General features: G+C 69.3%; 16 protein-coding genes. 6 read left to right on the plus strand and 10 right to left on the minus strand.

Translation table 11 applies throughout. From position 1 onward, the window contains the following. Positions 1-2 precede the first annotated feature (2 nt). The 6 genes from AB5J55_RS09845 to AB5J55_RS09870 all read right to left on the minus strand — a co-directional run bounded on the left by AB5J55_RS09845 (position 3) and on the right by AB5J55_RS09870 (position 5,762). A complete protein-coding gene (locus AB5J55_RS09845) occupies positions 3-1,259 on the minus strand; it encodes a cysteine desulfurase (RefSeq protein WP_328882425.1) in 1,257 nt (418 codons plus the stop codon). After that, positions 1,256-2,020, minus strand: a complete 765-nt coding sequence (sufC, locus tag AB5J55_RS09850; protein ID WP_369270284.1) for a Fe-S cluster assembly ATPase SufC — start codon at positions 2,018-2,020, stop codon at positions 1,256-1,258. Before sufC ends, AB5J55_RS09845 begins: the two co-directional genes overlap by 4 nt. Before the next feature lie 7 nt (positions 2,021-2,027). Then, a complete protein-coding gene (locus AB5J55_RS09855; protein ID WP_031057580.1) occupies positions 2,028-2,345 on the minus strand; it encodes a non-heme iron oxygenase ferredoxin subunit in 318 nt (105 codons plus the stop codon). Further along, a complete protein-coding gene (gene sufD, locus AB5J55_RS09860) occupies positions 2,345-3,526 on the minus strand; it encodes a Fe-S cluster assembly protein SufD (protein ID WP_369270285.1) in 1,182 nt (393 codons plus the stop codon). Before sufD ends, AB5J55_RS09855 begins: the two co-directional genes overlap by 1 nt. A gap of 62 nt (positions 3,527-3,588) precedes the next feature. Then, positions 3,589-5,013 (minus strand): Fe-S cluster assembly protein SufB, encoded by a 1,425-nt coding sequence (gene sufB, locus AB5J55_RS09865; protein ID WP_369270286.1) that lies wholly within the window; start codon positions 5,011-5,013, stop codon positions 3,589-3,591. Next, positions 5,010-5,762, minus strand: a complete 753-nt coding sequence (locus tag AB5J55_RS09870; protein WP_369270287.1) for a helix-turn-helix transcriptional regulator — start codon at positions 5,760-5,762, stop codon at positions 5,010-5,012. The genes sufB and AB5J55_RS09870 overlap by 4 nt, the downstream gene beginning before the upstream one ends. Before the next feature lie 161 nt (positions 5,763-5,923). Here AB5J55_RS09870 and AB5J55_RS09875 point away from each other — a divergent pair, with 161 nt between their 5' ends. The 4 genes from AB5J55_RS09875 (at position 5,924) to AB5J55_RS09890 (ending at position 9,541) form a co-directional block, all read left to right on the plus strand. Beyond that, positions 5,924-6,721, plus strand: coding sequence for an aminoglycoside N(3)-acetyltransferase (locus AB5J55_RS09875; protein ID WP_369270288.1), 798 nt, complete (start codon positions 5,924-5,926; stop codon positions 6,719-6,721). A 45-nt stretch (positions 6,722-6,766) separates the two neighbouring features. Then, complete coding sequence (locus AB5J55_RS09880; protein ID WP_369270289.1) at positions 6,767-7,690, plus strand: ABC transporter ATP-binding protein; 924 nt, start codon at positions 6,767-6,769, stop codon at positions 7,688-7,690. Between the two features lie 56 nt (positions 7,691-7,746). Continuing rightward, the gene (locus AB5J55_RS09885) at positions 7,747-8,463 is read left to right on the plus strand and encodes an ABC transporter permease (RefSeq protein WP_369276141.1); all 717 of its coding nucleotides are present in this window, start codon (positions 7,747-7,749) and stop codon (positions 8,461-8,463) included. A gap of 85 nt (positions 8,464-8,548) precedes the next feature. Then, positions 8,549-9,541 (plus strand): heme A synthase, encoded by a 993-nt coding sequence (locus AB5J55_RS09890; RefSeq protein WP_369276142.1) that lies wholly within the window; start codon positions 8,549-8,551, stop codon positions 9,539-9,541. Between the two features lies 1 nt (position 9,542). On the opposite strand, the gene AB5J55_RS09895 is transcribed toward AB5J55_RS09890, so the two are convergent. From AB5J55_RS09895 to AB5J55_RS09910, 4 genes are all read right to left on the minus strand, one after another. Further along, a complete protein-coding gene (locus tag AB5J55_RS09895) occupies positions 9,543-10,298 on the minus strand; it encodes a nucleotidyltransferase (RefSeq protein WP_369270290.1) in 756 nt (251 codons plus the stop codon). Positions 10,299-10,316: 18 nt separating this feature from the next. Further along, positions 10,317-11,423, minus strand: a complete 1,107-nt coding sequence (locus tag AB5J55_RS09900; protein WP_369270291.1) for an amidohydrolase family protein — start codon at positions 11,421-11,423, stop codon at positions 10,317-10,319. A gap of 93 nt (positions 11,424-11,516) precedes the next feature. Continuing rightward, entirely contained in the window at positions 11,517-11,837 is a 321-nt protein-coding gene (locus AB5J55_RS09905; RefSeq protein ID WP_369270292.1) for a hypothetical protein, read from the minus strand. A 58-nt stretch (positions 11,838-11,895) separates the two neighbouring features. After that, a complete protein-coding gene (locus AB5J55_RS09910; RefSeq protein ID WP_369276143.1) occupies positions 11,896-12,849 on the minus strand; it encodes a heme o synthase in 954 nt (317 codons plus the stop codon). A 377-nt stretch (positions 12,850-13,226) separates the two neighbouring features. On the opposite strand from AB5J55_RS09910, the gene tkt reads away from it, so the two are divergent. Together tkt and tal are read left to right on the plus strand one after the other, a co-directional pair. Continuing rightward, positions 13,227-15,314, plus strand: a complete 2,088-nt coding sequence (gene tkt, locus AB5J55_RS09915) for a transketolase (RefSeq protein WP_369270293.1) — start codon at positions 13,227-13,229, stop codon at positions 15,312-15,314. 34 nt (positions 15,315-15,348) lie between these two features. Next, positions 15,349-16,467: a transaldolase gene (gene tal, locus AB5J55_RS09920; RefSeq protein WP_369270294.1), complete on the plus strand. Its 1,119-nt coding sequence runs from the start codon at positions 15,349-15,351 to the stop codon at positions 16,465-16,467. The last annotated feature ends 3 nt before the right edge of the window (positions 16,468-16,470 follow it).

Here is a 16,470-nt window from a genome sequence, read left to right on the forward strand (position 1 = left end):
CGTCAGCCGAAGAAGTTCCGTACGTGCTCCAAGCCGTCCACCAGAGCGTCGATCTCGGCCGGCGTGGAGTACAGATAGAACGACGCTCGCGTGGTCGCAGGAATTCCGTAGCGCAGGCAGACCGGCCGCGCGCAGTGGTGGCCGACCCGGACCGCGATGCCCTGCTCGTCGAGGACCTGGCCCACGTCGTGCGGGTGGATGTCGCCGAGCGTGAAGGAGATCGCGGCGCCCCGGTCCTCGGCCGTGGTGGGGCCGATGATCCTGAGGTCCGGCACCTCCGCGAACCGCTTCACCGCGTACTCGGTGAGGGCGTGCTCGTGGGCGAGGATCTTGTCCATGCCGATCGAGTTGAGGTAGTCGATCGCCGCACCGAGGCCGATCGCCTGGGAGATCGGGGGCGTGCCCGCCTCGAACTTGTGCGGGGCGGGAGCGTACGTCGACGAGTGCATCGACACGGTCTCGATCATCTCGCCGCCACCGAGGAACGGGGGCAGGTCCTCCAGCAGCTCCTGGCGTCCCCACAGGACACCGATGCCGGTCGGGCCGCACATCTTGTGGCCGGTGAAGGCCACGAAGTCGGCCTGGAGCGACTGCACGTCCAGCGGCATGTGGGGAGCGGCCTGCGAGGCGTCGATGCACACGAGCGCGCCGACCTCCTGCGCGCGGCGCACTATCGCCTCGACCGGGTTCAGCGTGCCCAGGATGTTCGACACCAGCACGAAGGAGACGATCTTCGTCTTCTCCGTGATGATCTCGTCGATGTTGGACAGGTCGAGACGTCCGTCGTCGGTCAGGCCGAACCACTTCAGCTTCGCGCCCGTGCGCTGCGCGAGCAGCTGCCACGGCACGATGTTGGAGTGGTGCTCCATCTCCGTGATGACGATCTCGGTCTCGTGGTCCACCCGGTAGGGCTCGTCGGCCCAGCCGAGCATGTTGGCCACGAGGTTCAGCGACTCGGAGGCGTTCTTGGTGAAGATCACCTCGTCGCGGCTGGGCGCGTTGATGAACTCCGCGACCTTGTCGCGCGCGCCCTCGTACAGCGCCGTGGCCTCCTCGGCGAGGACGTGCACGCCACGGTGGACGTTGGCGTTGTGCTGCTCGTAGTACTCGGAGAGCACGTCGAGCACCTGGCGCGGCGTCTGCGAGGTCGCCGCGTTGTCCAGGTACACGAGCTTCTTGTCGCCGTGGACGACGCGGTCCAGGATCGGGAAGTCCTTGCGGAGCGCCTCGGTGTCGAGGAGGCCCGGCAGCTGTGTCACGCGGATGCGCCACCCTTCACGTACTTGTCGTAGCCCTCGGCCTCGAGCTGGTCGGCGAGCTCCGCTCCGCCGGACTCGGCGATACGGCCGTTCGCGAACACGTGGACGTAGTCGGGCTTGATGTAGCGCAGGATGCGCGTGTAGTGCGTGATCAGCAGGGTGCCGACCTCGCCGGTCTCGCGGACCCGGTTCACGCCCTCGGAGACGACGCGCAGGGCGTCGACGTCGAGGCCGGAGTCGGTCTCGTCGAGGATGGCGACCTTCGGCTTGAGCAGCTCCAGCTGAAGGATCTCGTGGCGCTTCTTCTCACCGCCGGAGAAGCCCTCGTTGACGTTGCGCTCGGCGAAGGCGGGGTCCATGTTGAGGCGCTCCATGGCCTCCTTGACCTCCTTCACCCAGGTGCGCAGCTTGGGGGCCTCGCCGCGGATGGCCGTGGCGGAGGTGCGAAGGAAGTTCGACACGGACACACCCGGGACCTCGACCGGGTACTGCATCGCCAGGAACAGGCCCGCGCGGGCGCGCTCGTCGACGGACATCTCCAGGACGTCCTCGCCGTCGAGGGTGACGGTGCCGGAAGTGATCGTGTACTTCGGGTGACCCGCGAGGGAGTAGGCGAGGGTCGACTTGCCCGAGCCGTTGGGGCCCATGATGGCGTGCGTCTCGCCCTGCTTCACGGTGAGGTCGACGCCCTTGAGGATCTCCTTCGTGGCGTTGTCGGCCTCGACGGTGACGTGCAGGTCTCGGATTTCAAGCGTTGCCATGGGTGCCTCAGGACTCCTGGGTGAGGGAGACGAGAACGTCGTCCCCTTCGATCTTTACGGGGTATACGGGGACGGGGCGCGTCGCGGGAAGGCCGGACGGCTTGCCGGTGCGGAGGTCGAAGCTGGAGCCGTGCAGCCAGCACTCGATCTGGCAGTCCTCCACCTCGCCCTCGGAGAGCGAGACGTTCGCGTGGGAGCAGATGTCGTGGATCGCGAACACCTCACCCTCGGTCTGCACGACCGAGACCGGCGTGCCGTCGAGTTCCACCCTCTTCGGGGTGTCCTCCTCCAGCTCGCTCAGCCCGCAGGCGCGTACGAAAGCCATCAGACCGTGGCCTCCAGCTCCTCGTCGATCTTCACGAGGAGGCGCTCTTGGATGTCGTCGACGCCGATCTGCTGGACGAGCTCGGCGAAGAAGCCGCGGACGACCAGGCGACGGGCCTCGTCGGCCGGGATGCCGCGGGCCATCAGGTAGAAGAGCTGCTCGTCGTCGAAGCGGCCGGTCGCCGAGGCGTGGCCGGCGCCGACGATCTCGCCGGTCTCGATCTCCAGGTTCGGCACGGAGTCGACGCGGGCGCCGTCGGTCAGAACCAGGTTGCGGTTCATCTCGTACGTGTCCGTGCCCTCGGCCTTGGCCTCGATCAGCACGTCGCCGATCCACACCGCGTGCGCGTCCTCGCCCTGGAGCGCGCCCTTGTAGGCGACGTTCGACTTGCAGTGCGGGGTGTTGTGGTCGACCAGGAGGCGGTGCTCCTGGTGCTGGCCGGCGTCCGTGAAGTAGAGGCCGAAGAGTTCGGCCTCGCCGCCGGTGCCGGCGTAGGCGACGCGCGGGTGGAGGCGTACGAGGTCGCCGCCGAAGGTGACCACGAACGACTTGAAGGTGGCGTCCCGGCCGATCAGCGCGTTGTGCTGGCCCACGTGCACGGCCTTGTCGTCCCAGTCCTGGACGGAGACGACGGTGAGCTTGGCGCCGTCGCCCAGGATGTAGTCGACGTTGGCGGCGAGCACCGCGTCGCCGGTGTGGTCGATGACGACGACGGCCTCGGCGAAGGCTCCGAGCTCCACGACCTGGTGGCCGTAGGCGACCCCGCCCTCGCCGTGCACGGCGATGCGGATCGGCTCGGTGAGGACCGTCTCCTTGGGGACGGTGATCACGCCGGCCTTCTCGAACGCCGAGTACGCCTGGGCGGCGACGCGGTCCACGGGCATGCCCGCCTTGCCGAGGCGGGCGTCGTCACGGCCGACGGTCTCGACGGTGACGCCCTCGGGGGCCTCGACGGTGACCTGGAGGCCGTCGCCGGTCGCCACGGCGGTGCCGTCGTGCAGCCCGCGCAGGCGCTCCAGCGGGGTGAACCGCCACTCCTCCTCACGGCCGTGCGGGACCGGGAAGTCCGCCACGTCGAAGGACGGGGGCGCGCTCATGCGCGTGGCGACGGTCGACTCGGCGGCCACCGCGATCTGGCCCGCGGTGGTGGAGCCCACGGGGATGTTCTGAGCCTCAGCCATGGCTGTCGGTCTGCTCTCTTTCCTACGTCAGATTTCGCTAGCTGCTTGTACGGAGACCGGTCTTAACCGACCGCGCCTTCCATCTGCAGCTCGATCAGCCGGTTGAGCTCGAGCGCGTACTCCATGGGCAGCTCCTTGGCGATCGGCTCGACGAAGCCGCGCACGATCATCGCCATCGCCTCGAACTCGCTCAGACCGCGGCTCATCAGGTAGAAGAGCTGGTCCTCGGAGACCTTGGAGACGGTCGCCTCGTGGCCCATGGACACGTCGTCCTCACGGACGTCCACGTAGGGGTACGTGTCGGAGCGGGAGATGGTGTCGACGAGCAGCGCGTCGCACAGCACGTTGGACTTCGAGCCGTGGGCGCCCTCTCCGATCTCGACCAGACCGCGGTACGAGGTACGGCCGCCACCACGCGCCACGGACTTCGACACGATGTTGGAGGAGGTGTTCGGCGCCATGTGGACCATCTTGGAGCCGGCGTCCTGGTGCTGCCCCTCGCCCGCGAAGGCGATGGACAGGGTCTCGCCCTTGGCGTGCTCGCCCATCAGGTAGACGGCCGGGTACTTCATCGTCACCTTGGAGCCGATGTTGCCGTCGATCCACTCCATGGTCGCGCCCTCGTAGGCGACGGCGCGCTTGGTGACCAGGTTGTAGACGTTGTTCGACCAGTTCTGGATGGTCGTGTAGCGGCAGCGGGCGTTCTTCTTGACGATGATCTCGACGACCGCGGAGTGCAGCGAGTCCGACTTGTAGATCGGGGCGGTGCAACCCTCGACGTAGTGCACGTAGGCACCCTCGTCGACGATGATCAGGGTCCGCTCGAACTGGCCCATGTTCTCGGTGTTGATCCGGAAGTAGGCCTGGAGCGGGATCTCGACGTGCACGCCCTTCGGCACGTAGATGAAGGAGCCGCCCGACCACACGGCGGTGTTCAGCGACGCGAACTTGTTGTCGCCGACCGGGATGACGGTGCCGAAGTACTCCTTGAAGAGCTCCGGGTGCTCCTTCAGGGCCGTGTCGGTGTCCAGGAAGATGACGCCCTGCTCCTCCAGGTCCTCGCGGATCTGGTGGTAGACGACCTCGGACTCGTACTGGGCCGCGACACCGGCGACGAGGCGCTGCTTCTCCGCCTCGGGGATGCCGAGCTTGTCGTACGTGTTCTTGATGTCCTCGGGCAGGTCCTCCCAGGACTCCGCCTGCTTCTCCGTGGAACGCACGAAGTACTTGATGTTGTCGAAGTCGATGCCGGAGAGGTCCGAGCCCCAGTTCGGCATGGGCTTCTTGTCGAACAGCCGCAGACCCTTGAGACGGAGCTTGGTCATCCAGTCCGGCTCGTTCTTCTTCGCGGAGATGTCACGGACGACGTCCTCGCTCAGACCACGCTTCGCAGAGGCGCCGGCTTCGTCGGAGTCGGCCCAGCCGTATTCGTACTTGCCCAGACCCTCGAGCTCAGGGTGGGCAGTCTCCTCGATGGGGAGAGTCATGCGGGGTTCCTCCCGGCCTTGCTTGCAGATGCGTTATCGGTGGTGTGGGAAATCTTTGGGATGAACGTCGTGCAGACGCCGTCGCCGTGCGCGATGGTCGCCAGTCGCTGGACGTGCGTTCCGAGCAGCTCGGCGAAGATCTCCGTCTCCGCCTCGCACAGCTGGGGGAACTGCTCCGCGACATGGGCCACCGGACAGTGGTGCTGGCAGAGCTGCTCGCCTTTTTGAGGGAGGGGTGCGCTGCGCGCCGTTGCAGCGTACCCGTCTGCGCTCAGGGCCTTGGCCAGGGCTTCGGTGCGCTGGTCAGGGGTGGCCGCCTCGACGGCCTTGCGGTACGCGCTCGCCTGGGCGGCGATCCGGGCGCGGGCGAAGGCGGCGACCGCCTCGCTCCCGCCCTCGCGCTCGGCGATCCACTTCAGGGCGTCCACGGCGAGTTTGTCGTACGACTGGTCGAAGGCGTCGCGGCCGCAGTCGGTGAGCGCGAAGACCTTGGCGGGACGGCCACGCGTGCGCGTGCCGTACACCCGCTGTTCCCGGGCCTCCACGACATCGTCCGCGACCAGCGCGTCCAGATGCCTGCGTACGGCGGCCTGGGTGAGTCCCAGCCGGCCTGCCAGCTCTGCGACGGTCGACGGCCCGTGGTCCAGGATGGACCGCGCGACCCGGTTGCGCGTGGAGCGCTCCCCGGTCGCGAGCTCCTCCTGGGGGGTTCCCATAGGGGTCTCCCGAGCCTCGCCGACGTATTTCACAACGCCATTGTTGCGTAATTCCTCTGAGGCAGGCAAGCCGCGCCCGGGCGCCTCGCGGGTGCCCTGCGTCACTTAGGCATACCTAATCTGACCTGCGGAAACGATCATTGATCGATCAAATCGCTGGCGTCGCGAGGCTCCCTGCGGGACACTCCCGAAACATGTCGACACCCCCTCCGACCGGCCCTCTTGTCACTCGGGACACCCTCGCGGCACAACTGCGCGAGCTAGGGGTCCAAACCGGTGAAACCCTCCTCGTGCACTCCTCGCTCAGCTCCCTCGGCTGGGTCTGCGGAGGCGCCGTCGCGGTCGTCCAGGGCCTGCTCGACGCACTCGGCCCGGACGGCACCCTGGTCGTCCCCACCCAGACCGGTGATCTCTCGGACCCGGCGGTGTGGAGCAACCCGCCGGTGCCCGAGGAGTGGTGGGACACGATCCGGGCGACCATGCCCGCCTACGACCCCCTCGTCACGCCCGCGCTCGGGGTGGGCGTGATCCCGGAGACCGTACGGACCTGGCCGGGTGCCCTGCGCAGCGCCCATCCGCAGACGTCCTTCGCCGCCGTCGGGCCGCGCGCGGCGCAGATCACCGAGGGCCACGCCCTGGACTGCCGGCTCGGCGAGCGCAGCCCGCTGGCCCGGCTGGAGGCGCTCCACGCGCGTGTGCTGCTGCTCGGCGCCGGTTACGCGACGTGCACCAGCTTCCATCTCGCCGAGTACCGGATACCTTCGCCGCTGGTGAAGGTCGGCCGGCCAGGGCCTGCCGGCTGGGAGGTGGTGACCGAGGTGTCGATCACCTCGGACCGGTTCGACGAACTGGGGCGCGACTTCGACCGGGACCGTCCCGTCGTACGGGGAAAGGTGGGCGCGGCCGAGGCACGGCTGTTCCCCGTGGCGGACGCGGTGGCCTACGCGGGACGGTGGCTGGAGACGCACCGGCCCCGCGCGGAGGAGATGTGAACCCGGCCGTTCGGGTTACCCGCCACGTACCTAGACTCTGGAGCCATGCGAACTGAGCCCGTGGTCCAAGTCCAGGCCCTGGTGAAGCGGTACGGCACGAAGACCGCGGTGAACGGCCTCGACCTGGTGGCCCAGGCGGGCGTGACCGCCGTGCTCGGACCCAACGGCGCTGGCAAGACGACGACCGTCGAGACCTGCGAGGGGTACCGCAAGCCGGACTCCGGCACGGTGCGGGTCCTGGGCCTCGACCCGGTGAGGCAGTCCGGCGCGCTGCGGCCCCGGCTCGGCGTGATGCTCCAGTCCGGCGGTGTCTACTCGGGCGCGCGGGCGGACGAGATGCTGCGCCATGTCGCCAAGCTGCACGCGCACCCCCTGGACGTGGACGCCCTCATCGAGCGGCTCGGCCTCGGCAGCTGCGGCCGGACCACGTACCGCCGTCTCTCCGGAGGTCAGCAGCAGCGGCTCGCGCTCGCCATGGCCGTCGTCGGCCGTCCCGAGCTGGTGTTCCTGGACGAGCCGACCGCCGGGCTGGACCCGCAGGCCCGCCGCGCCACCTGGGACCTGATCCGGGACCTGCGCGCGGACGGCGTCTCCGTCATCCTCACGACCCACTACATGGACGAGGCCGAGCAGCTCGCCGACGACGTCGCGATCATCGACGCGGGCCGGGTCATCGCCCAGGGCTCACCGGAGGAGCTGTGCCGCGGCGGCGCCGAGAACACGCTCCGCTTCATCGGCCGCCCGGGCCTGGACGTGGGCTCCCTCCTCAAGGCGCTGCCGGCCGACTGCACGGCCGCGGAGCTGACGCCGGGCTCGTACCGGGTCGTCGGCAAGGTCGACCCCCAGCTGCTCGCGACGGTGACGTCGTGGTGTGCGCAGCACGGGGTGATGCCGGAGAAGATCTCGGTGGAACGGCACACCCTCGAAGACGTGTTCTTGGAACTGACCGGCAAGGAGCTGCGTTCGTGACCACGGTCGGTACGGGTACGTACACCCCGAAGCCGGGCGCCGCCCCGCTCCCGCGCATGATCGCGGCCCAGGCGGCGCTCGAGACGAAGATGCTGCTGCGCAACGGCGAGCAGCTGCTGCTGACCGTCGTGATCCCCACGCTGCTGCTGGTCCTCTTCAGCTCGGTGGACATCGTCGACACGGGCGCCGGCGAGGCCGTCGACTTCCTCGCCCCCGGCATCCTCGCGCTCGCCGTGATGTCGACGGCGTTCACGGGCCAGGCCATCGCCACGGGCTTCGAGCGCCGGTACGGCGTGCTGAAGCGGCTGGCCTCCTCGCCGCTGCCCCGCTGGGCCCTGATGACGGCGAAGACGGCGTCCGTGCTGGTCACCGAGGTCCTGCAGATCGCCCTGCTGACGGTGATCGCCTTCGCGCTGGGCTGGTCGCCGCAGGGAAACCCGGCAGCCGTCGTCCTCCTGCTGATCCTGGGGACGGCCGCCTTCTCGGGGCTCGGACTGCTGATGGCAGGCACGCTCAAGGCCGAGGCCACCCTGGCGGCCGCGAACCTGGTCTTCCTGCTGCTGCTCGTCGGCGGCGGGGTGATCGTGCCGCTGGACAAGTTCCCGGCGGGGGCGCAGGACGTGCTGGGGCTGCTGCCGATCTCGGCCCTGTCGGACGGGCTGCGGGACGTGCTTCAGCACGGGGCCGGGATGCCGTGGGGTGACCTGGGAATTCTGGCCGTGTGGGCGGTCGTCGGGCTGGCGGCGGCGGGGAAGTTCTTCCGCTGGGAGTAGCCCGGTCCAGGCCGGCTCACGGGGCGAGCGGGACCCTCGTGAAACCGTGCACAAGCGGCCGCCTACGATAGGGCGCGTGCCAAAGCTGACCCGCGCCGACGCCGTAGCGGCCGTGCGCAACCCCCTCGCCTTCATCGCCGCACGCTGGACCCCGACCCCGAGGACGGTCCAACGGGCGGCCCTCGCCGCGCTCGTGATGTCGGTGCTCATCGTGGTCACCGGCGGCGCGGTACGCCTCACCGGTTCCGGGCTCGGCTGCCCGACCTGGCCCAAGTGCACCGACGACTCGCTCACCGCCACGAGCGAGATGGGCCTGCACGGCGCCATCGAGTTCGGCAACCGCATGCTGACGTACGTGCTGTGCGCCGCGGTCAGCTGGGCGATCATCGCCGCGCGCGCCGAGAAGCCGCACCGGCGTGGCCTGACCCGGCTGGGGTGGGCGCAGTTCTGGATCGTGATGAGCAATGCGGTGCTCGGCGGCATCGTCGTACTGGTCGGCCTCAACCCGTACACGGTCGCGGCCCACTTCGTGGCGACGTCCGCCCTGATCGCGGTCGCCACGGTGATGTGGCAGCGCACCCGGGAGGGCGACGCGGCACCGCGTCCGCTGGTCGGCAAGGCGGTGCAGCAGCTGGTGTGGGTCCTGGTCGGGGCCTCGGTGCTGCTGATCCTGGTCGGCACGGTGGTCACCGGCGCCGGTCCGCACGCGGGCGACTCCAGCGAGGTCGAGCGGATGCCGCTCGACTGGGAGAACGTCACCAAGCTGCACGCAGTGCTGGCCTGGATCGTGGTCACGCTGACGTTCGCCCTGTGGTTCGTCCTCAAGGCGGTCGACGCCCCGAAGGGCCCCCTGAACCGCACCCGCGACCTCTTCCTGATCCTCCTCGCCCAGGGCGTCATCGGCTACGTCCAGTACTTCACGGACCTCCCGGAGATCCTGGTGGGCCTGCACATGTTCGGCTCGGCCGTGACCTGGATCGCGGTCCTGCGGGTGGCGCTGGCCCTGCGGGAACGGCCGTACGACGAGATCGGGCTCCCGTCTCCGGCGGCCGGGCAGACGGTCGGCACGCGCGCCTGAGTCAGCTGTACGTCGTCACCAACTCGTCGATCGCGGGGCCCAGCCAGCTCCGGGTCAGGCCGGCCCTGTGCGTCGCCCACTCCCCGGTCGGCGTCGGGGGCGCGGAACCGTCGTAGCGGCGCCCGCGGATGTCCTCGACGAGTTCGACGGGTGCTCCGAGGCCGGGCAGCAGGTCCAGGGCCTCCCGCTTGGAGATCAGTCGGCCGTCGCGCAGGGTGACGCTCGCGCGGGCGTAGGTGATCACCCCCAGGTCGACCCACACGTCCTTCGTCCACAGCGAGGCGTTGTCCACCGCCGTCCGCCAGAAGTCCCTCTGGTCCCGTACGACGAACTCGCCGAGTTCCCGGTCCGGCACCGGCGGCAGCAGCCCGGCCGGCGCCTTCCCGTGCAGCACTCGGCCGAAGGTTTGCAGCTCGCGGCGGGTCACCGGGGTCACCGTCCGTTTGAACAACTGCTCGTGCGCCCAGGTGAGGTGGCGTCGGTCGGCGTCGTCCGCCGTGCCCGGTGTCAGGTACGTGCAGTGCAGCAGCCGGGCGAGCGGCTCGGACCGCAGCCGGGCGTGGACCTTCGCCACCTGCCAGACGGTGCGGGGCGTGAGCGGGCCGTCCACAACGGCGATCAGGTCCAGATCGCTGCGGCCCTCCTGGTAGTCGCCGCCGGCGAGTGAGCCGTGCGCCCAGACGGCTACGGGAGCGGCGGGAGCGAGAGTCGTCGCCAGCTCGGCGAGGAAGCGGTCGAGTAAGGCATCGGTCGGCATCCGCCCAGTCTGTACGGCTCACTCCAGTCCGTACACCCGCCGGGCGTTCCCCGCAGCCACCATCCCCGCCACCCGTTGCGCGTCCCCCAGGGACCAGGCTCCTTCGGCGACCCAGCCGCCGAGCACCCTGGCGAGGGCCTCGCGGAACAGGCGGGCTCCGACGACATGGAGCTCGGGCAGGCCCTGGGCGCCGCTGGAGAAGAGGATCTTGCCGAAGGGGGCCAGTTCCAGGATCTCGGCGAGGATCGTGGCCGCGCGGGCGCCGGTGCGGACGAGTGCGGCGCCCGAGTCGGCGTAGACGTGCGGGAAGACGCCGGCCAGATGGGCGGCGTGGCGGTGGTACGGGTAGCCGTGCAGGAGGACCAGGTCCGTGCCGAGGCCGGCCGTCGCGCGGACGAAGTCCGTCAGCAGCACCGGGTCCGTGCGGTCGATGCGCAGTCCCGGCTCCCCCAGCCCCGCGTGCAGTTGCAGCGGCAGCCCCGATGCCACCGCGATCCACAGGAGGTGCCTCAGCAGCACCGGGTCGCTCAGCTCGCCGCCGACCCTGCGCCCCGCCAGCCAGCGTCCGGCGGCGCCCCGCACCTCCCCCGGCCCCGGCGGTTCGGGCGCGAGCGCGAGGCCGTGCCGTACACCTGCCACGGAGGTGAAGGCCACCGCGTTCGCCGCCGCGCCGTGCACCGACTCGGCGAGGTTGGCGAGAAAGGACTCGACCGTGCCGGAGGTGTCGGCGACCTGTTCGGCCAGGAGTTCGAGGCGCACGATCTCATGGGCCTCGGCGGATCCGGCGGACGCCATCTCCGGAGGTCCGGTGAGGTCGCCCGGCAGGCCGGTGTCGATCAGATACGTCGTGATGCCGCTGCCCCGCAGCAGGCGCCGGCCCGCCTCCAGTACGCCGAGTTCACGGCGCCGGGCGAGATAGCGGGCGGGTAAGCAGTGCGGTTCCAGGCCGAGGAGGGGCGGGCACCAGCGGCGTACGGCGAATCCGGTCTGGGTGTCGAAGAGCGTGGTGCCGGGCGCCGGTGGGCCCTCGGTGCGGGCCAACTGGGCCTCGAAGGTGCCGAGGCCCAGCTCCGTTCGCAGTACGCCGTGGCAGTACTGATCCACGAGGGATGGCGTTTCGATCATCCGGACTCCCCGTGGGTGGACGCTGCGCTTGCTCTACAGGTCCTAACGGGTGAACCGGTGACTTGGTGTTGCGTAAGAAAAAAGGGGCGAGGATCAGCCGCCGACTTGGATGCCGGCCATCCTCTTCCACTCGTACTCGCCCGTCTTCACCTTCGCCGCGAACTCGCCGTCGAAGGCCTCGTGGCGCGTGACGCCGGCCTTCTCCACCGCCTTCTCGGCAATCTCGTACGACGGTGCCACCAGGTCTCCCCAGCCGCCGTCCTCGCCGACGAGCACGATGCGGGCGCCCCGCTCGCCGATGTACGCGACCTGGGCCTCGGTGCCGCCGTGGGACTTCGCGAAGGCGCTGATCTGCTTGGCCAACTTGGCCACCCTGCGCTCGGCCTTCTGGTCAACCTGCTGCGTGTCTGCCATGGCCAGGATGCTACTCAGGAGTAGATCGGCTGACGAGGGCAGGGCACTGTGACGTGCGTCAGCGCAGGAACGGGTCCACGGCCACCGCCACGAACAGCAGCGAGACGTAGGTGATCGACCAGTGGAACAGGCGCATTTCCTTCAGCTTGCCGCCCGTCACCTCGGCCTTAGCGCGGTTCTGCAGCGCGTGCGCCTCCCACAGCCACCAGCCACCGGCGGCCAGCGCGACCGCGGTGTAGAACCAGCCGGTGTAGCCGAGCGGCGTCAACAGCAGGGACACCGCGACCATCACCCAGCTGTAGATGACGATCTGCTTGGCGACGACCTTGTTCGAGGCGATGACGGGCAGCATGGGCACACCCACGCGCGCGTAGTCGTCCTTCACCTTCATGGACAGCGGCCAGTAGTGCGGCGGCGTCCAGAAGAAGATGACCAGGAAGAGGATGAGCGGCGCCCAGGTGAGGGAGTTGGTGACGGCCGTCCAGCCGATCAGCACCGGCATGCAGCCCGCGATGCCGCCCCACACGATGTTCTGCGAGGTACGCCGCTTGAGGATCATCGTGTAGACGACGACGTAGAAGAGGAGTGCGCCGAGCGAGAGCCAGGCCGACAGCCAGTTGACGGTGAGGCCGAACAGGAGCGTGGAGACGACCGCCAGCGTGATGCCGAAGGCCAGGCACTCGCGCGGGCTGACCATGCCGGTGACCAGCGGGCGCTGCGAGGTGCGGTCCATGAGCGCGTCGATGTCACGGTCGATGTACATGTTCAGCGCGTTGGCTCCACCGGCGGAGAGGTAGCCGCCGACGCAGGTGAGCAGCACCAGACCGAGGTCGGGCACGCCCTGCTCGGCCAGGAACATCACCGGAACGGTGGTGATGAGCAGCAGCTCGATGATCCGCGGCTTGGTAAGCGCCACGAACGCCTTGACCCGGGCCCCGATCGGCCGCCGGCTCGGGCTCTGGCTCGTCCCGATAATCCCCGCTGGACGGGATTCAACGGCCGTCACGCACACCCCTGACAGAGACATCCCAGCAAGCCTCCCCGTGTGAAGTCCCGGTAAAGGCTCGCGCGTACCACGCCACTGTAGACGTTGCCCAGACCCGGACATTCGCGGGGGTGGGGTCGTGTTGGAGGGGGTGGTCCGACGGGCGCACGGAAGCTCGATTGAGCACCCGGATGAGCGCCTGCGTATTCACATGCCGAACGCGGAACGAGCCAGTCGGGAGGCGCATCCCGACGACGCCCGGCAGTCTGGAATGACTCGAAAAAACGCACGTACTTCCAGGGGTAGGCTCGACAACGGCCGGCCGACGCCGAGAACGCCGGCAGCCGGTGGGCGCATGCCCGAAACACCGGCATCCGACATGTGGAGAGGAGCCCTGACCCAGGGTGAGCACCAAGCCGACCACCACAGACCTCGAGTGGACCGAGCTGGACCAGCGGGCCGTCGACACCGCCCGCGTCCTGGCCGCCGATGCCGTACAGAAGGTCGGAAACGGCCATCCGGGTACGGCGATGAGCCTGGCACCTGCCGCCTACACCCTCTTCCAGAAGGTGATGCGGCACGACCCGGCGGACGCCGACTGGGTCGGGCGTGACCGCTTCGTGCTGTCCGCGGGCCACTCGTCCCTGACCCTCTACACCCAGCTGTACCTGGCCGGCTTCGGCCTGGAGCTGGACGACCTGAAGGCGTTCCGGACCTGGGGTTCGAAGACCCCCGGTCACCCGGAGTACGGCCACACCACGGGTGTCGAGACGACGACCGGCCCGCTGGGCCAGGGTGTCGCCAACGCCGTCGGCATGGCGATGGCCGCCCGCTACGAGCGCGGTCTGTTCGACCCGGAGGCCCCCGAGGGCACCTCCCCGTTCGACCACTTCGTCTACGCCATCGCCGGTGACGGCTGCCTCCAGGAGGGCATCTCCGCCGAGGCCTCCTCGATGGCCGGCCACCAGAAGCTCGGCAACCTGATCCTGCTGTGGGACGACAACCACATCTCGATCGAGGGCGACACCGAGACGGCCGTCTCCGAGGACACCGTCAAGCGGTACGAGGCGTACGGCTGGCACGTCCAGCGCGTCGCCCCGCAGCCGGACGGCGACCTCGACCCGCACGCCATCTACGACGCGATCGAGGAAGCGAAGAAGGTGACGGACAAGCCGTCCTTCATCGCGATGCGCTCGATCATCGCCTGGCCGGCCCCGAACGCGCAGAACACCGAGGCCGCCCACGGCTCGGCGCTCGGCGACGACGAGGTCGCGGCCACCAAGCGCGTCCTCGGCTTCGACCCGGAGCAGTCCTTCGAGGTCTCCGACGAGGTCATCGCCCACACCCGGGGTGCCCTGGAGCGCGGCCAGGCGGCCCGCGCCGTGTGGGAGAAGTCCTTCCAGCAGTGGCGGGACAACAACCCCGAGCGCGCCGCCGAGTTCGACCGCGTCGCCGCGGGCGAGCTGCCCACCGGCTGGGAGGAGAAGCTCCCGGTCTTCGAGCCCGGCAAGGGCGTCGCCACGCGTGCCGCGTCCGGCAAGGTGCTCCAGGCGCTCGGTGCGGTCATCCCGGAGCTGTGGGGCGGCTCGGCCGACCTGGCCGGCTCCAACAACACGACGATCGACAAGACGTCGTCGTTCCTCCCGGCGGACAACCCGCTCCCGGAGGCCAACCCGTACGGCCGCACGATCCACTTCGGCATCCGCGAGCACTCCATGGCCGCGGAGATGAACGGCATCGCGCTGCACGGCAACACCCGTATCTACGGCGGCACGTTCCTCGTGTTCTCCGACTACATGCGCAACGCCGTACGCCTGTCGGCGCTGATGCACCTGCCGGTGACGTACGTGTGGACGCACGACTCCATCGGCCTCGGTGAGGACGGCCCGACGCACCAGCCGATCGAGCACCTGGCGTCCCTGCGCGCCATCCCCGGTCTCAATGTCGTGCGGCCCGCCGACGCCAACGAGACCGCGATCGCCTGGCGCGAGATCCTCAAGCGCTACACCAAGGAGTTCGGCAAGGGCGCCCCGCACGGGCTCGCGCTGACCCGTCAGGGTGTGCCGACGTACGAGGCCAACGATGACGCCGCGCGCGGCGGTTACGTGCTGTTCGAGGCCGACGGCGGCGAGCCGCAGGTCGTCCTCATCGCCACCGGCTCCGAGGTGCACGTCGCCGTCGAGGCGCGCGAGCAGCTGCAGGCGGACGGGGTGCCGACGCGAGTCGTGTCCATGCCGTCCGTGGAGTGGTTCGAGGAGCAGGACCAGGGGTACCGGGACAGCGTTCTTCCGCCGGCCGTCAGGGCGCGGGTCGCGGTGGAGGCCGGAATCGGTCTCACCTGGCACAAGTACGTCGGGGACGCGGGTCGCATCGTTTCCCTGGAGCACTTCGGTGCTTCGGCCGACGGCAAGGTCCTTTTCCGGGAGTACGGCTTCACTGGCGAGAACGTGGCGGCCGTCGCGCGGGAATCCCTCGCCGCGGCCCAGCGCTGACGCTCATATACGAGACGTAGGAGTTTGATTTTCCATGACAGACGCACTCAAGCGCCTCTCCGAGGAGGGCGTCGCGATCTGGCTGGACGACCTGTCGCGCCAGCGCATCACGTCCGGCAACCTGGCCGAGCTGATCGACCAGCAGCACGTCGTGGGTGTCACCACCAACCCGACGATCTTCCAGAAGGCGATCAGCAGCGGTGACGGTTACGAGCAGCAGCTCACCGACCTCGCCGCCCGCAAGGTCACCGTCGAAGAGGCCGTACGCATGATCACCACGGCGGACGTCCGCGACGCCGCCGACATCCTGCGCCCGGTCTTCGACGCCACCGACGGCCAGGACGGCCGGGTCTCCATCGAGGTCGACCCCCGCCTGGCCCACAACACCCGCGCGACCGTCGCCGAGGCCAAGCAGCTGGCCTGGCTGGTCGACCGGCCCAACACCCTGATCAAGATCCCGGCCACCAAGGCGGGCCTCCCGGCGATCACCGAGGTCATCGGCCGCGGCATCAGCGTCAACGTCACGCTGATCTTCTCGCTGGAGCGCTACCGCGAGGTCATGGACGCCTACCTCTCCGGTCTGGAGAAGGCCAAGGCCAAGGGCCTGGACCTGTCCAAGATCCGGTCGGTGGCGTCGTTCTTCGTGTCCCGCGTGGACACCGAGATCGACAAGCGGATCGACGCCCTCGGCACCGACGAGGCCAAGGCCGCGCGCGGCAAGGCGGGCGTTGCCAACGCGCGCCTCGCCTACGAGGCGTACGAGGAGGTCTTCTCCTCCGACCGCTGGAGCGCGCTGGAGAACGCGGGCGCCAACAAGCAGCGTCCGCTGTGGGCCTCCACCGGTGTGAAGGACAAGGCCTACAAGGCCACCCTGTACGTCGACGACCTGGTCGCGCCGAACACGGTCAACACCATGCCGGAGGCCACCCTGCAGGCGACCGAGGAGAGCGGCTCGATCACCGGCAACACCATCGCAGGCACCTACCAGCAGGCCCGCGCCGACCTGGACGCGGTCGAGCGGCTCGGTATCTCGTACGACGACGTCGTGCAGCTGCTGGAGGACGAGGGCGTCGAGAAGTTCGAGGCGTCCTGGAACGACCTGCTCAAGTCGACCGAGGCAGAGCTCGAGCGCCTCGCCCCCTCGGAGGGCTGATCC

It is taken from the genome of Streptomyces sp. R11, assembly GCF_041051905.1.
Taxonomy (GTDB): Bacteria; Actinomycetota; Actinomycetes; order Streptomycetales; family Streptomycetaceae; genus Streptomyces.

Coding starts and splice junctions, on each gene's coding strand:
- sufC (WP_369270284.1), bottom strand. CDS start 2,020: ATGGCAACGCTTGAAATCCGAGACCTGCACGTCACCGTCGAGGCCGAC.
- AB5J55_RS09855 (WP_031057580.1), bottom strand. CDS start 2,345: ATGGCTTTCGTACGCGCCTGCGGGCTGAGCGAGCTGGAGGAGGACACC.
- sufD (WP_369270285.1), bottom strand. CDS start 3,526: ATGGCTGAGGCTCAGAACATCCCCGTGGGCTCCACCACCGCGGGCCAG.
- sufB (WP_369270286.1), bottom strand. CDS start 5,013: ATGACTCTCCCCATCGAGGAGACTGCCCACCCTGAGCTCGAGGGTCTG.
- AB5J55_RS09875 (WP_369270288.1), top strand. CDS start 5,924: ATGTCGACACCCCCTCCGACCGGCCCTCTTGTCACTCGGGACACCCTC.
- AB5J55_RS09880 (WP_369270289.1), top strand. CDS start 6,767: ATGCGAACTGAGCCCGTGGTCCAAGTCCAGGCCCTGGTGAAGCGGTAC.
- AB5J55_RS09885 (WP_369276141.1), top strand. CDS start 7,747: ATGATCGCGGCCCAGGCGGCGCTCGAGACGAAGATGCTGCTGCGCAAC.
- AB5J55_RS09895 (WP_369270290.1), bottom strand. CDS start 10,298: ATGCCGACCGATGCCTTACTCGACCGCTTCCTCGCCGAGCTGGCGACG.
- AB5J55_RS09900 (WP_369270291.1), bottom strand. CDS start 11,423: ATGATCGAAACGCCATCCCTCGTGGATCAGTACTGCCACGGCGTACTG.
- AB5J55_RS09905 (WP_369270292.1), bottom strand. CDS start 11,837: ATGGCAGACACGCAGCAGGTTGACCAGAAGGCCGAGCGCAGGGTGGCC.
- tal (WP_369270294.1), top strand. CDS start 15,349: ATGACAGACGCACTCAAGCGCCTCTCCGAGGAGGGCGTCGCGATCTGG.